Source organism: Streptomyces sp. GC420, assembly GCF_009916105.1.
In the GTDB taxonomy this organism is placed as follows: Bacteria; Actinomycetota; Actinomycetes; order Streptomycetales; family Streptomycetaceae; genus Streptomyces.
This window is the reverse complement of sequence record NZ_JAAAXQ010000010.1, coordinates 17,623-32,236: the sequence shown is the minus strand read 5'-3', so window position 1 is coordinate 32,236 and position 14,614 is coordinate 17,623. Positions and strand designations below refer to the sequence as shown.

Sequence of the window (14,614 nt, the reverse complement as noted above, 5' to 3'; positions counted from 1 at the left end):
CTGGTGCCTTCCGGAGAAATACAGCAGCGAAACACGACGCCGAGTGTGTCCGCCGAATACTGAACGTAGCCGTCGTCGTGTTCACGTGGATAGGGTCCGTTGCGATGGGCCAAGGATCTTGCCAGTCGAGGAGCGGGCGTGAGCGAGGAATACGGAATCTCCTCTGGTGCGACGGAGAATCCCGAGTTCCGGTTGCGGTTGCCCGGTGGTGACGGGATCGACCGGGCGAGGGGAGTCCTGCTGGACGCGGAGGGCACCAACGGCAGCAGGAAGTTCCTCGTCCGTGCGGGATCACCGGCACGCGCCCACGTGATGCCTTCGTTCCCCAAGCACTTCAGCGGCACCTACCGGCGGCGCGAAGAACTGAAGGCCCAGGATGTGCTCCGTCCCTCCGAGCGCTGGCCGGAATGGCTGGAGCTCGCCGAAGACGTCGAGTGCGGGTCCCCGTCCTCCGCCGCGGAACTTCTGGTCGGCGCCCCCCGCAACGGCTGGGAGGAGTGGAAGACGGAGGCCGGCGTCCCGCTCGCGGACTTCATGGACGGCGTCCGGTCGGGACCGAACAGGGCCTGGCTCGTCCGAGGCTCGAATGTGTCGGGAGCCGACCTCGTCCAGAGGCTCTGGCTGCCCGAGGGGCGGGTGTCGCTCTCGGCGGCACGCCTGCGCCAGGGGGTCGGACAGGGGGTGAGCAAGGAGCGCTTGCGTGCCTTCGTCGAGGAGGACTACGGCACCACGGCGACGTACAACCAGAAACTGGAGCTGGTCGAGGAGCTGTACGCCTTCCTGTCCTGGATGAAACCAGGCGACACCGTGTGCACGATCTCCGGCGGGCGGCTCTACGTCGGTGAGATCACCGGGTCCGTCCAGCAATCCGCGTCCGAAGGCGGGCGGTCCAACCTGCGGCGTCCCGTCGAGTGGCAGAGCACGGGGTACCCGTACGACGAACTGCCCGAGGCGCTCCAGCAGAAGCTGTCCGTGCAGCACGACGTGGTCGATCTGACGGCCGTCCAGGCCCTCGTCGACGGGCTCGGGCTCACGGACGAGGAACTGGCCGACGACGCGGAGGCCATAGAGCGCGATCCCAGCGTCGAGGTGCCGGCGATCGCGGCCCGCCGGGAACTCGAACTCCCGCAGCCGGGCCAGGAACTCGCGGACGAGCTGCTGGTTCACGATGTGGAGTGGCTGCGCGAGCTCCGGGATCTGCTGTGGGACGAGCGGCAGCTGGTGCTGTACGGGCCACCGGGCACCGGCAAGACGTACCTCGCGCTGAAGCTCGCCGAGTTCCTGGGAGGCGGGCCGGAGCAGGTGAAGCTGGTGCAGTTCCACCCCTCGTACGCCTACGAGGACTTCTTCGAGGGGTTCCGGCCCAGGGAGGACCCGCAGACGCACGAGGTCGCCTTCCGGCTGACCGCGGGCCCGCTGCGTGAACTCGCCGACCTGGCCTCGCGCGAGGGAAACCGGCACGTCCCCCACTTCCTGGTCATCGACGAGATCAACCGGGCGAACCTCGCGAAGGTCTTCGGCGAGCTGTACTTCCTGCTGGAGTACCGCAACAAGTCGGTCCGGCTGACCTACTCCGGTGACGACTTCGCGCTGCCGCCGAACCTCTTCGTCATCGGGACCATGAACACGGCCGACCGCTCCATCGCGCTGGTCGACGCGGCGATGCGCAGAAGGTTCGCGTTCGTCGAACTGTCGCCCCGCACCGAGCCCACCCGCGGGCTGTTGCGCCGCTGGCTTCACGCCCAGGACCGGGACGTCGAACCGGCGGACCTGCTCGACGCGCTCAACGCCCGCATCGACGAACCCGACTTCCTCATCGGCCCGTCCTACCTGATGAAGAAGGGGGTCTACCGGGAGGGCGGACTGGAGCGCACCTGGCGTACCAAGATCCTTCCTCTGCTGGAGGAACACCACTACGGCGAGGGCGTCGACACCGACAGGCGATACGGGCTCCAGACCCTGCGGACGGTGATCGGACACACGGGGACGCCGGATGAGCAGGACGACGGGAGCGGGTCGGTTTCGTGACCGTCGTCGAACTCGTCGAGTACGCCCCGGCGCTCACGCGGGCGCTGCCGGACGAGATCGGCCGGGCGCTCGCCGCCTCCCGCATCGTGGACGCCGCGCCCGACCCGTATCTGCCGGGGCAGTGGCGGCTGCGGGCCGGAAGCAAGGTCGGGGCGTTGGTTCTCCAGGCACCTGGGCAAGGACCGTTCGTCCTGCGCATCACACCCAAAGTGCCGATCGCCAGGCTCTTCTTCCTGATCGGATACGCCCTGAACCCGGCGGTCCACCGGGAAGGCGAGGTGGACGTGACGGAGCAGGCCGAGGTGCTTCCCGCTCTGGCCCACGCATATGAACGTGCACTGGAGCGGGCGCTACGCCAGGGGGTGCTCCAGGGCTACCGGCACACCGAGGAGGCCGCCTTCGTCGTCCGCGGGCGCATCCGTGAGGCCGATCAGATCCGCCGCCACCACGGGCGCGTCATGCCGGTCGAGGTGGCCTACGACGAGTACACCACCGACATCCCCGAGAACCGGCTGCTGCGCGCAGCCGCCGACCGGCTGCTGCGGCTGCCCCGCGTCCCCGGTGACGTCCGCCGCAGACTCCGCCATCATCAGGCACGGATGACCGATGTCGAGCCGCTGGTACGGGGGCATGAGCTGCCCACATGGCGGCCCAGCAGGCTCAACTCCCGCTACCAGCCCGCGCTGCGGCTGGCCGAGACCGTCCTGCGGGGCTCGTCCGTGGACCACCTGCCGGGCAAGATCGCCGTCGACGGCTTCCTCCTCGATATGAACAAGATCTTCGAGGACTTCGTCTGTGTGGCACTCCGCGAGGCCCTGGCCCCGTACGGCGGGCACTGCACCCTCCAGGCCAGGAGCGTGCACCTGGACGAGGAGAACGCTGTCCGTATGCGACCCGACATCGTTCGGTACGGCGACGACGGGCGCCCGCTCGCCGTGGCCGACGCCAAGTACAAGGCGGAGAAGCCCGAGGGATTCCCTGATGCCGACCTTTACCAGATGCTCGCCTACTGCACGGCCCTCGGGCTGCCCGAGGGGCACCTCATCTATGCGAAGGGCAATGCCCCGCATGCCGCCCACCGTGTCCGCCGCGCGGGAATCACGCTCCGGCAGCACGCGCTGGACCTCGACCGGTCTCCCACCGAGCTCCTCTCATCCGTGCGGGATTTGGCCGAACGGATCGCCCGAGGCTCGCACATATGATCACCGCACCCTGTCCGGCAAGGAGTGAGGAGTCCCGCCATGCCGCAGCTTGCCTTCGCGCACAGCTTCTGGGAGAGCTTCGACGTGCTGGAAAGGCCCGTCAAGGCCGGCGTGCGCAAGGCCATGGCGAAGTTCCAGCAGCTCACAGTCGCCGAACTCCACTCGGACAAGGGCATCCACCTGGAATCGGTGGACAAGGCCCGGGACCCGAGGATGCGGACCATCCGCGTCAACGACTTCTGGCGCGGAGTCGTCCTGGCGCCCGACGACGGAAGCGACGTCTTCCTGCTCCTCAACGTCGTGCCGCACGACGATGCGTACACCTGGGCGGCGAAGCGGCTCTACACGGTCAACACCGCGACGAGAGGCCTTGAAGTCCGGAACGTCGTCGCCATCGAACAGCTGACCCCGGCACTGGAGAGGGCAGCAGCCGTGGCGCCCAAGCTGCTCTTCGCCAGGCATTCCGACACGGTGCTGCGCGAACTCGGCATCGACGACCAGGTGCTTCGTGCGGTTCGCACGATCACCGACCAGGCGCAGCTCGAAGCCTTCGGCACGTTGCTGCCGGAAGACCAGTTCGAAGTTCTCCAGTACCTTGCGGAGGGCTTCTCCCCGGAGGAGGTCTACCGGGATGTCGTATCCGTTCGCCGGCCCACCGACGCGGCGCCCGAGGCGACCGAGGACCTTGCCACCGCCATCGCCAACACATCGAGCCGCATCACCCTGGTCACTGGGCCGGAGGAGCTGGCCGACATCCTCGACAAGCCCTTCGCGGCCTGGCGGGTCTTCCTGCATCCCTCCCAGCGGCGCGTGGCCTACCGGACGTCGTACGGGGGTCCCGCACAGGTCACCGGCGGACCCGGCACAGGCAAGACGGTCGCGGCTCTGCACCGGGTCAAGCACCTCCTGACCCGTTCACCGGACCACCGGGTTCTGCTGACCACGTACACCGGAGCCCTCGCCGCCGCCCTGCGGGAGAATCTGGCCCTACTTCTCGACGGCGCGGAGCAGTTGGACCGCGTCGATGTCACGACCGTCAACGCCTACGCACACCGCGTCGTCTCCGAGCTCCGCGGGAAGACACCCGCACCCATCGGAGACCGGGAGGAGCGCCAGGTCTGGCAGCGGGTGCGCAAGCAGCTGGCCCTGTCATGGACGGAGCAGTTCCTGGCCCAGGAATACCGGCATGTCATCCTCGCCCAGGACATCCGGACCGCCGACGAGTACCGGCGCGCGACACGACGGGGCAGGGGCACCCCTCTCCAGCCCGCAAAGCGGGATCAGGTCTGGGGCGCCGTGGAACGCTTCACATCCGGCCTGGAGACCCAGGGCGTATGCACCCACCTGCAGGTGTGTGCGGAAGCCGCGCGCCTGCTGGATGCTCCCGAAGGGAGCATCTACCGCTACGACCATGTCGTGATCGACGAAGCCCAGGACCTGCACCCTGCTCAGTGGCGGGTGTTGCGTGCGGCTGTGACGCCCGGTCCCGACGACCTGTTCATCACGGGTGACCCGCATCAGCGCATCTACGACTCACGGGTCTCACTGGGCTCGCTCGGCGTCACCGTCACGGGCCGGTCGAGCCGGCTGCGGGTGAACTACCGGAGCACGGAGGAGGTCCTGTCCTGGTCGACCGGCATCCTCGCTGACGTCACCGTCGAGGATCTGGCCGGCGACGGAGCGGACAACCTCGCCGGCTACCGCTCGCTGCTGCACGGCCGCACCCCTTACCTCGCGGGACACGGGACAGAGCACGACGAGGTCGCGGCGCTGGTGAAACGGATCGAGGACTGGATGGCGCAGGGCGTCCGGCCGGCCGAGATCGCCGTATGCGCGCGATTCAACCTGCTGCTGAACCGGGTAGCTGACAGGCTGACGGACGCAGGCATCCCCATGGCGCGTGTCAAGGACAATCCCGGGCCGGACGTGGACGGCGTGCGACTGGCCACCATGCACGCGATGAAGGGGCTGGAGTTCCGGTGCGTGGCGGTGCTGGGCGTGACAGCGAGCGCAGTGCCCTTCGCCCGGGAGATCACCCCGGTCGACGTGGACAGGTTGCAGCACGAAACCGACATGCTACGGGAACGCTGCCTGCTGTTCGTCGCGTGCACGCGGGCACGCGAGGCGCTGCACGTCTCGTGGAGTGGCACACCGAGCCCGTTCCTGCCGGAGGCGGCCTGACGCAACTGAAGCGCGGAGTGTCAGTCGTCCTCGCGGGGCGGTGTGAGTGCCCCACTGGTGAGACCGTCACGGGCGAGTGAGGCCGCCTGCTCTCCGAGTTGGGACACCTTCTTGACCCGCTCCTCGAACTCCTGGAGCAGACGGAAAGCAGCTCCGTATCGACGCTGCTCGCCAATGGCCATCTGAGGAATGCGCGCACCTCGCGCGTCCAGGCGGAAGGTACCGCTGGAACTGGTGGAGCGACGCATGTTGGCCGTGCTGCGGAGGAAACCCTGCAGGTAGTCCTCGTCCAACTGCTCGCTCGTCGAGGTGGGTCCGTCGTCGCCCAGATCGACCAGTCCCGCACGGCCCAGGTCCGCGAGACTCACGGTCGCGGAGTCGAGGGAATCGCCGCCCTCTTCTGCGCCGAGCGCTGGCAGAAGTTTGGCCAGCGCGCTCAACTGCCCCTCGATTTCCTCGCGGATGGCATGGTATTCGGCGGAGTAATCACGGTGCCACGCCCGTACATGACTGCCGGGTGTGAGGTCGACGATGTCGTCGAGCAGTTCGACGAGGGGTACGTCCACGACCTGCTCGGGTGCAGGTTCCGACAACTCCTCAGGATCGCTGGCTGTCAGATCCACCATGCGGACGACGGACACGGCATCCGAGGGTGAAGACGGCCGACGCAACAGCCAGAGATGGACCGGCAACTTGTGTGAGGCCGCCGTGCCCGGCGGAAGCGCGACAACCTGGCTGAGAATGCCCCGTCGCACCATCTCGGCGCGAATACGTCGCCCGGCCTTCCGATAGGCGACCGACGCGGGCATCACGATCAGGACGTGGCCACCCGGGGCAGTATGCGCATAGCAGTGCTGAAGCCAAGCCAGCTCCCCCTCGGCGCGCGACGGCGTGCCCAGTTCCCAGCGCGAGTCGAGCAGCAACTCCTCACGCCCCCAATCGGGTTCGGCGACCGGGGGATCACACACCACTAGGTCTGCACGTAGGTTCAGCCAACTGTCCGAGCGCAGGGAGTCGCCAGTCGTCACGGACACATCTCTCAGCCCGATCAGTCCGGCACGCAACTGCGCGAACTCGGCAGCACTGGGATCCAGCTCCTGCCCACAACGACGGGAGCCGGCCAGTGGACCCACCGCGAAGAGCAATGACCCAATGCCACAAGCCGGATCGAAGACAGAGCCGCCCTCCGGCAACGGCGGCACGAAACGGCTGACGGCCCGGACAACCCGCGGGGACGTCACCTGATCAGATCCGGCCCGACGCGCCGAATCCAGGAATCGCTCAGTCAGCGCTTTGATCACGTCTGCCGCCGACTCACGCGCTGCAAGCTGGGTCAGCAGCTCTGACAAGGCCGGGTCCAGCCCCGGCTCAGTTCCGCGGGTGAGGAACCGGGCAACCAATGCGAGCCCGCTGACCATGTCGTCACCATAGGCTCCGCGCAAGGCCTGCCACAGCCGCACGTCGTCCGAGAGATCCTGGCCCTTTCGTTGCTTTGCGAGCCAGGCCCGGACCTCGGGAAGAGAGAAGAGAGGGGTGCCCGCCCCACCGCTCACGGGGGCGGGAAAGTCGTCGTAGCGCCGCCTCCAGTTGGACACGGCGGCCCTGGTCACTCCCGCCAGCCGAGCAACCTCAGCCCCAGTGACCAAGGGCGCAGCAGCGGAGCCAGTGTCGTCCCTCATGTCCTCCACCGTACACGGCAGTGAGTGTGAAGCAGAAGAGTGCATATGTTGACGCCGCAAACGGACGTGCGGTGTGTCAGAATCGCAGCACGGATGTAGCCGGCGCCGATCAACACACTCGCCCACCTGCAGGGCCGGGGCGGCGGCGTGTAGGGGGCAAGGCTTTTCGTGCCCTGTTCGACGCCGCCGCGATCCCGGTAGGGCGGCGATCCTCGCTGTGCTCGGGTGCTTTCTGTGTCGAGCACCGCAGTCTGCTGGAGGACGTGACTTGGCTTGATGTCGATCTCTATCGTGTTGGTTCCCGTCGTCGCCATCGCAGTGCTTGTCACCACGTGGCTGCTCTGGAGATCCTCGCGAAGCAGCGCTACCGCCTCGGGCGGACACACTGCACCGAGCGCCACCGCAGTGGTCGAAGGTCGACCCGAACTTCCGCCAGCAGGGCTTCTGGTCCCCGAGGACGTTCTCCGATCCGTCGGATCGACGTCCGCCGAGATCTGGGATGCGCTCGAAGCCGCGGCGGTCCCAGTCGCCGTCGAGTACCACCCGGTCAGCGAATCGGAGGTCGCAAAGCTCCAGACCGTGCCCGTGAACGCGGCGGCTCAGCAGGCGATGGTCGGCATCGTGGAGGCACTCAACCCGAAGAGTCCGACGTTGTTCCGGGTGGTACTGCCAAAGGGTGCTGAGCTCGTCAAGGCTGCTGGAACTTCCGGGTTCAGAGGGTTTTCTCGCAGTGGCGGCAAGACGGCGCACGCCGTTCTGAAGCCTGTCGCCGCTGGAGGAGCCGTCGCGGCAGGTTGGCCGGTGCTGGCTGTCGCCGGAACCGTCCTGGCGGTGGACATGGTGGCTCAACGTGAACAGCGAGCACATCAGCGCCGAGTCGAAGCCCTCCTGGGCCGCCAGGAGGAACGTCACTACATCGAACGGATCAAGGACCAGCGATCGGCCGATGCTCAGTTGTCCCGCGTGATCAGCCTGATGCTTGACGGCCACAATCCGAATGTCGAACTCGCCCTGAAGAGCGCGGACGACGAGTTCTATCGCTCTCAGCAGTTTTTGGAGAAGCACCGCGGGGTCATCGACGAGCTGGTGGACGAGGACGGCAAGGTCGACTATCGCCGCCTGGAGGACGCCCTTGGCGGAAAGGCGAAGGAGACGGACCACTTCATCCGGGAGCTTCACTTGGCGCGGGCGGCGATTGCGATTCGACGCAAGGCGATGGTTGCCGACGCGGCGGCGGTGGCGCTCGCGGATCCCACCAATCCTTACGCCGCACTGCGGAGGTTGTTGGAGTCGCAGGTCCATCAGTTGGAGGACGCTGATGCGGTCGTGAACGAACTGACCGAACGCCTCACCCAGGTTGACCTCAAGGGCCGTTGGCACGACTCCGACAAGTCGGTGGCGGCGCGACAAGAGCGGCTCCGTGCCCGAGTCTCCCCGCCCGGAACGGACGGCGACACCGAGATTCGCTACGTCGTGACGTCTTCCGGTCAGATCCTCCAGGTGCTCCCTTCCGGTGAAGACGAGCCCTTGCAGCTCGCGCAAGACGAGTAGATCGTCTGCGCTCTCCGTCTTGCCCGCTCGGAAGGCGCGAAAGCGATCATTGAGTTGTACAGACGCGCTGCCCTCGCGAGAGGTGTCGTTGCCCGGGCCTGCTGTCGTCGAGTGACACGGCTACGGCATCGTCACAGCCGCAATACAGGCGCGGGTGCGCCCGGACCCGGACGGCTCACCGCAACTCGTCCACGTAGCGGTCCGTTCCGGGCACCGTAGGGATGAACGGTGCGACGAACTGCACTTCGCCCAGCCCCGAAGCCGCCACCGCGGTGTCCAGGTCCATGAAGTGATCGCGCCAGGTATCGCGGGGATCGGCCTGGAGAAACCACAGCAGGGTCAGCCGGGTCCCGACCCCCTCGACCTGCTTGACGTAGGTCATCCGGTCCAGGGGCAGCGGAGTCGGCGCAAAGACGGTCACCATCGCGGCGGGCGAGCCCGCCAGCCTTTTCGGAAGGTGGTTGTCACGTAGCCACGCGAGCAAGTCCCCGCGACTGGCGGGGGAGTCCGCATCGATGACCTGCACCACCAGCCCGGCGTAGGGGTGGTCGAGGGCGTGGATGTCGCGTGGGCCCTCGGCACCGTCGCGGTAGACGGTGGCCGCGTGGTCCTGAAACGCCGTGAAGACATGCGTGCGGTCCTGGAATACGCGGTGGTCGCGGTTGAGGCGCTTGTTGATGCCGACGGTCCAGCGCATGTGGTCGGTGTAGCGGCCGGCGGTCATCCAGTAGACGGATATGTAGCACCCGGCCGTCACCGGCTGCGCGACAGCGGACTTCTCGGGGTAGCGCAGGAGTTGCAGTTCTCGCGTGGCGACCCAGCGGCGCCCTGCGTACATCCATGGCATGGCCATCGCGCCGGCGATGAAGTGGTCATCTTCGTACCAGCGATTGTATTCGCGCTCCCGGCCGGGATGTGGCTCAACCATGGTGATGAGGGCGTGCCCAAGGTCGGCTCCATAGGGGCCTACCGCGGCCAGTTCGGCGTACAGGTCGCTGCGAGTTTCGTCTGCGCGCGTCGCGTCGTCTGTCATGGGTCCGGTGTAGCTGACGCAGCATCAGATTGGGAGAGGTGTACCGCTCGACTCTGTGCGAAGTTCAGTGATCGCGCGCGACAAGTCGGCAGGCGGATCAACGACCACGCCTCGCCGTGCGCAATGGACCGCTCGTCCTGCCGCCGGGGTCCCCCTATGCGCGGTCGCCCCGGTTGCCACCGAGATGCGTACGGGGTGTCGAAGGCGTGATCGCGGACTGCCTCGGGCGGCAGGGAAGTCATACCTGGAGTCATATGCATGTCTGTAACGCGCAGTACTTGGGCGGTCGAGCGGGGCGGTGTGGCGCCTATGGGTTGATATGTCCACCCGTTATGAGGTGGATGCGCGGCCCAGGCGGCGTCGACCGTATGGTCGAGACGCCCCCATTTCGACCCCGCCGCAGTGTCCGCGTCAAAGAACGGTGCCCTGAGCTGGGGTTATGTGACTGATGGGCGAAATGCGCGTACAACCGCTGGTACGAGGACGACCACTACTACGCGGGCGCCATGGCCATGCCCTGGATGTACGCCGGCCGCCGCTGGGTCGCCCCCCGTGACCTCCGGCTACTGCGGTACCCGGAGCAGTCCGCCGTCGCCCGGCCGGTGACGGCCGGCTGCTACCTGTCGACGTACTGGGTCACGGAAGGCCGCTACGAAGACCACATGCGCTGGACCGTCGCCATCAACCGGCGCCTGGGCCGCGACGGCCGTGTCTACCAGCGGCGCACCCATGTCTTCACCGCCTTCCAGGACCACGCCGCCACCGTCTACCGCGACGGTGCCGCAGGGCCGCGGGACTTCCACGCGCTCGACCACCCGTACGCCGGCCTGGTGCTCGAGGTCGTCGACGCCGAGAGCCCGGAGGGGCAGGGGGAACTCCTGGAGTGGCTGCGCTCCCGCCACCTCCCGAAGCGGCTGGCCGGCTCACCCGCGGCGATGGTCGTCGCCTTCCGGCCGACGCCACTTCCGCTGGACCGGATGTCCTACGTCAAGCAGGTGGAGGGTGTCGGCACCCGCCTGACCCTGCTCTGGTTCCTCGAGGAGGACCCGCGCGCGTGCTGGGACCCCCACTTCACGGACCTCGACAAGCCGGTCACGGAAGCGGGCCTGGGCCGCGTCGAGTTGGTGGCACCCTTCGTGCCGACTGTGCCGGGCACGGACCGGTACGTCGACGAACTGCGCTGAGGCCGGGGAGGCGAGAGGTGGCAGGGGGCAGGGCCGAGCCCCCTCGGCCGGGACGGCGGACCAGTCGAGAGGGCTCTCGGTGTTGCGCTGTGATTCTGCGGTTGTGGCTGCGGTACTGCGGTACTGCGGTGCTCAGGACGCGGTGCGGACCTCAGAGACGAACGCGGTCCACGCGTCGGGGGAGAAGGCGATCGAGGGACCCTCGGGCGCCTTGGAGTCCCGCACGGCGATCGTGTGCAGGACGGGGGACTTGACCTCGACGCATTCGCCGTTGCCCATCGAATAGGAGGACTTGGTCCACCTGTCCGTGGCGCCTTGCTGAATTGCCATTTCTGCTCCGGTCTTGCCAGTTGATGAGTTGCGTGAGCTACCGACGGCCAACATCGCTCAGAAATCGCGTTGCCCGATGGCGTGATCTCGACGCTACTCGCCCCCTTTGCGGCTCGAAGCCGTCTTTCACTCAACCGGAGGCATATTCCATGCGGACCTTCCGCCCAAGGGTGGTGAAGGTGTACGGTGCGCCCCGCTTACGCGCCCGAATGCCTCAGCGGGCGTAGTCCTTGGCGATCTCCGCGATGAACTGCTGGGTCTGGGCGACGTTCAGCGCCTGTGCCCGCAGATGTTCGTACATCACGCTGTAGCGCTGCACGTCCTGCGCCTTCTCCAGATAGAGATCGCTGGTGACGCCCTCGATGTAGACCACACTGGAATCGGCCGCGTCGGGGAATTCCAGAATCGCGTACTGCCCGTTCACGCCCGGGTGCGCCCCCATGTCGAACGGCAGCACCTGCACCGTGACATGCGGTTCCTGCGACATCTCGACCAGGTGCTCCAGCTGCTCGCGCATCACCTGCCGGTCGCCCACGACCCGGCGCAGCGCCGCCTCGTCGATGACGGCCCACAGCCGCAGCGGGTTCTCGGGGGCGTGGATGCGCTCCTGGCGCCGCATCCGCACCTGGATCCGCTTGTCGCGGTCGCTCTGCGGGGTCTCCGGAAGGGCGCCGGCGATCAACTGCTCGGCGTACCGGTGCGTCTGGAGCAGACCCGGCACGACCTGGGGCTGGTAGATGCGCAGGCTCTCGGCGTCGGTCTCCAGGCCGATGTAGACGCTGTACGGGATGTCGCCGAAGGCATGCCACCAGCCCTGCTGGCGCGAGTCCTTGGCCATCTGCATCAGCGAATCCACGATCCGCTGGTCCTCGACGCCGTAAACTCCGCAGAGGTCACGGACGTCGCGCTGGCTGATGCTGCGCCGCCCGTTCTCCAGGCGGCTGATCTTCGACTGCGAGACGAGCAGCCTTTCCGCGACCTCCTCCGCGGTCATGCCCTTCTGCTCGCGGAGCCGGCGCAACTCCTGGCCCAACCGGCGCCGACGGACGGTGGGATTGACGTTGGACGCCACGGGAACTGCACCTCCGGCTGCGTACGTTCGTATAGGTGTATGTGCGTATCGCGAATCCTCTGCTCAGCAGACTGCCACCAACGGGCGCGGCCGCGCTGGGAAACGGCCACAGAGGGTGCCGCCGTGTGCACATGCCGCTATACGTGCAGGCGCGCGGGGCGGTGGTCCGGCCGTCGTCCGGGGCGGCCGGTCCACCACCCCGCGCGCCCATCGGCTCCCGAACCGGGTCATGGGGACTTCGGTACGGCTGTTGGTACGAGGGTGGTACGAGGGTGTTGCGCGCGGTGCCCTTTGCCGCGCATGCCGTTCACGGAAGCCGTGGATACGGCGGGCCCTGGTGACCCGGTCCGTCTGGTGGGTCTGTCGGGTCCGTCAGTGGGCCACTGCCCGTGCCATGCTCCCGCGCCGCGGCTGCATCGGAACCCCGCCGGGATCCGCTGCCCGTCCGGCCGGCTGGCGGCCGCCCGGTGCCGACGTACGGCGTGGCTGGGCCGCCACACCGTTCTGGACGTCCATCACGGCGTGCGCCACGAGGCCGCCCATCGGGTCGTGCCTGATCAGATCCCGGAGCCTGGAGCGGGAGGACCGCCCCTCGTTCCCGGGATACAGATGCTTGCCGAGCCCGACCGCGTGCGCCAGCGCGGCCAGTGCCGCGGTCCGCGGGTCCGGCGGTACGCCGGTGCGGATCGCGGAATCCAGCCGGGCCCTGATCTCCCGGCTGATGGCCGTCTCCGTCGCCTGGTAGCGGGTCGTCGGCAGCACTCCGCACATCTGGCCCTCGACGGCATGCACCATGCCGCACCGTTCCAGATGCGAGAGATACGTCTGACGAAGCCCCAGCCGGGGCCCGCCGATCCAGTGGACCGCCCGAACCGGACTGCCGCGCCTGCGCAGCAGTTCCAGTGCGGAGTCCAATGTCGGATCTCCTGTCGGCCGTGGCATCACCACGGCGATACGATCCCCGTCTGGGGCTATCCGTCCTGCCAGAGCCAGCTCGACGAGCTGGGCCCCGGCCAGGCCGAGGTCGAGCGACTGCGGCTGGGCGGTGGTACCCGTGGTCGGGTCCAGCGCCAGCAGCAGAAGCTCCTCCGGAATTGTTCTGCGGCTCCTGCCCATCCATGCCTCCCCGCGTGGATGAATGACAGGGTGACCCCTCTCACATTCATCTGTCGAGAGTGCCTGGCCACTTTGTGATGGAACCGTCAGGTATGTCGTTGCCGTCTAGCGCGTTGCGGCGCCCCGGAGACGGGACACTGGGTAGGCGGTTCAGACCGTTCGGCGAAGAAGGAGGCATCGGTGGCGGGCGAGTCCCCCGACAAGTCGGAGCAGCGGAAGTCGTCGGGGGAGACGACTCGGAGCGAACGCGATCCGCGGCTTGCCGTCTTCGGGACCAAGAGTCCCACGGCCGGAGCGGCGGAAGGCTCCCGGGGTGGTGAATCCCGCACCGACACACCGACGGCGGTCTTCGGCACGAAGGGCGCCGCGGCCACGGCGCTCGTCACGGACCCCGGTGACGCGAACCGGGACGGCGAGGACCCCGAGAACGGCAACCGGGACTCCGGCGACGGCAGCCGGGAGGGCGGGGAGCGGCACGCGCCGGAACCGTCACCGCGGGAGGAACGGTCACGGCGGGCGGAGCCGGAGGACGCTCCGGAGGCGGACGCGGGAACCGGACAGGCGGCGGCGGGCGCTTCCGGCGTGGCCAGGCAGCGGGAAAGGTCCGAGACGCCGTCCACGGAGACGGCCGAGGCGCGCACGGATTCCCCGGACACGGATTCCTCGGACACGGTGGAGGAGGCCGCCGGGAGCGGCGACGCGTCCTCCGCGGACACGTCCCCGGACACCGGCACATCCCCGGACACGGGGGACACCGCCGGCGACGAGCCCGCAGGGCACGGGGCCGACCGGGCGGCGGCGGAGGACTCCGAGGCTCCTGAGGATTCCGACGGCTCCGACGGCTCCGGCGACGCGGAGGAGGCCCGGCAGGAGGCTTTCCGGGAGCCGTCCGGCGAGACGGCGACGTCCTCCGAGCGGTCGAGCGAGCCGGCCGAGAGCGACGCGGACGCCGGTCCGGGTGCCGCGGACGAGTCAGGTGAGCCCGACCGGCACGACGGTGCCGGTGCGGCCGGGCGGGCCGGCGTCTCCGCCTCCTCGGGGGCGGACGAGCCCGCTGCCGTCCCTGCGGCCGGTTCGGAGCGGCTGTCCGGCGGCGACCGGGCGACCACGATGTTCCGGGTGCCGCGCCGCGCTGAGGCCGGGGACGAGGCCGCGGGTGCTTCCGGCGGGTCCGCCTCGCGGGCTCCGCAGAGTGACGAGGACGGCGAGGCGCCGTCCGCGGACGACTCGGACGAGGC

9 protein-coding genes and 2 pseudogenes are annotated in these 14,614 nt (G+C 68.3%); 6 read left to right on the top strand and 5 right to left on the bottom strand.

All coding sequences use genetic code 11. From position 1 onward, the window contains the following. Positions 1-138: 138 nt before the first annotated feature. The 3 genes from GUY61_RS02605 to GUY61_RS02595 are packed head-to-tail and all read left to right on the top strand — an operon-like array spanning position 139 to position 5,411. Positions 139-2,028: a DUF4357 domain-containing protein gene (locus GUY61_RS02605; protein WP_313896474.1), complete on the top strand. Its 1,890-nt coding sequence runs from the start codon at positions 139-141 to the stop codon at positions 2,026-2,028. Next, on the top strand, positions 2,025-3,230 hold the full coding sequence (locus GUY61_RS02600; RefSeq protein WP_166628382.1) for an McrC family protein: 1,206 nt from the start codon (positions 2,025-2,027) through the stop codon (positions 3,228-3,230). Before GUY61_RS02605 ends, GUY61_RS02600 begins: the two co-directional genes overlap by 4 nt. A gap of 39 nt (positions 3,231-3,269) precedes the next feature. Continuing rightward, positions 3,270-5,411, top strand: a complete 2,142-nt coding sequence (locus GUY61_RS02595) for a UvrD-helicase domain-containing protein (protein WP_166628381.1) — start codon at positions 3,270-3,272, stop codon at positions 5,409-5,411. 20 nt (positions 5,412-5,431) lie between these two features. Here GUY61_RS02595 and GUY61_RS02590 read toward each other — a convergent pair whose 3' ends face one another. Next, positions 5,432-7,090, bottom strand: coding sequence for an N-6 DNA methylase (locus tag GUY61_RS02590; protein WP_166628380.1), 1,659 nt, complete (start codon positions 7,088-7,090; stop codon positions 5,432-5,434). A gap of 276 nt (positions 7,091-7,366) precedes the next feature. Here GUY61_RS02590 and GUY61_RS02585 point away from each other — a divergent pair, with 276 nt between their 5' ends. After that, the gene (locus GUY61_RS02585) at positions 7,367-8,641 is read left to right on the top strand and encodes a hypothetical protein (protein WP_166628379.1); all 1,275 of its coding nucleotides are present in this window, start codon (positions 7,367-7,369) and stop codon (positions 8,639-8,641) included. Positions 8,642-8,816: 175 nt separating this feature from the next. On the opposite strand, the gene GUY61_RS02580 is transcribed toward GUY61_RS02585, so the two are convergent. After that, positions 8,817-9,674 carry a hypothetical protein gene (locus tag GUY61_RS02580; RefSeq protein ID WP_166628378.1) on the bottom strand — a complete coding sequence of 286 codons (858 nt, stop codon included), beginning with the start codon at positions 9,672-9,674 and terminating at the stop codon, positions 8,817-8,819. Between the two features lie 461 nt (positions 9,675-10,135). Between GUY61_RS02580 and GUY61_RS02575 the strand changes: the two are divergent. Further along, positions 10,136-10,858, top strand: a pseudogene (locus GUY61_RS02575) (hypothetical protein); the annotation flags it as partial. A 132-nt stretch (positions 10,859-10,990) separates the two neighbouring features. On the opposite strand, the gene GUY61_RS02570 reads toward GUY61_RS02575, so the two are convergent. The 3 genes from GUY61_RS02570 to GUY61_RS02560 form a co-directional block, all read right to left on the bottom strand. Continuing rightward, positions 10,991-11,188 carry a DUF397 domain-containing protein gene (locus GUY61_RS02570; RefSeq protein WP_166628377.1) on the bottom strand — a complete coding sequence of 66 codons (198 nt, stop codon included), beginning with the start codon at positions 11,186-11,188 and terminating at the stop codon, positions 10,991-10,993. A 214-nt stretch (positions 11,189-11,402) separates the two neighbouring features. After that, entirely contained in the window at positions 11,403-12,260 is an 858-nt protein-coding gene (locus tag GUY61_RS02565) for a helix-turn-helix transcriptional regulator (RefSeq protein ID WP_166628376.1), read from the bottom strand. Positions 12,261-12,632: 372 nt separating this feature from the next. Beyond that, positions 12,633-13,376, bottom strand: coding sequence for a GPP34 family phosphoprotein (locus tag GUY61_RS02560; RefSeq protein WP_166628375.1), 744 nt, complete (start codon positions 13,374-13,376; stop codon positions 12,633-12,635). A gap of 180 nt (positions 13,377-13,556) precedes the next feature. Between GUY61_RS02560 and GUY61_RS02555 the strand changes: the two are divergent. Then, positions 13,557-14,614, top strand: a pseudogene (locus tag GUY61_RS02555) (hypothetical protein); the annotation flags it as partial.

Coding starts and splice junctions, on each gene's coding strand:
- GUY61_RS02595 (WP_166628381.1), top strand. CDS start 3,270: ATGCCGCAGCTTGCCTTCGCGCACAGCTTCTGGGAGAGCTTCGACGTG.
- GUY61_RS02590 (WP_166628380.1), bottom strand. CDS start 7,090: ATGAGGGACGACACTGGCTCCGCTGCTGCGCCCTTGGTCACTGGGGCT.
- GUY61_RS02585 (WP_166628379.1), top strand. CDS start 7,367: ATGTCGATCTCTATCGTGTTGGTTCCCGTCGTCGCCATCGCAGTGCTT.
- GUY61_RS02580 (WP_166628378.1), bottom strand. CDS start 9,674: ATGACAGACGACGCGACGCGCGCAGACGAAACTCGCAGCGACCTGTAC.
- GUY61_RS02570 (WP_166628377.1), bottom strand. CDS start 11,188: ATGGCAATTCAGCAAGGCGCCACGGACAGGTGGACCAAGTCCTCCTAT.
- GUY61_RS02560 (WP_166628375.1), bottom strand. CDS start 13,376: ATGGGCAGGAGCCGCAGAACAATTCCGGAGGAGCTTCTGCTGCTGGCG.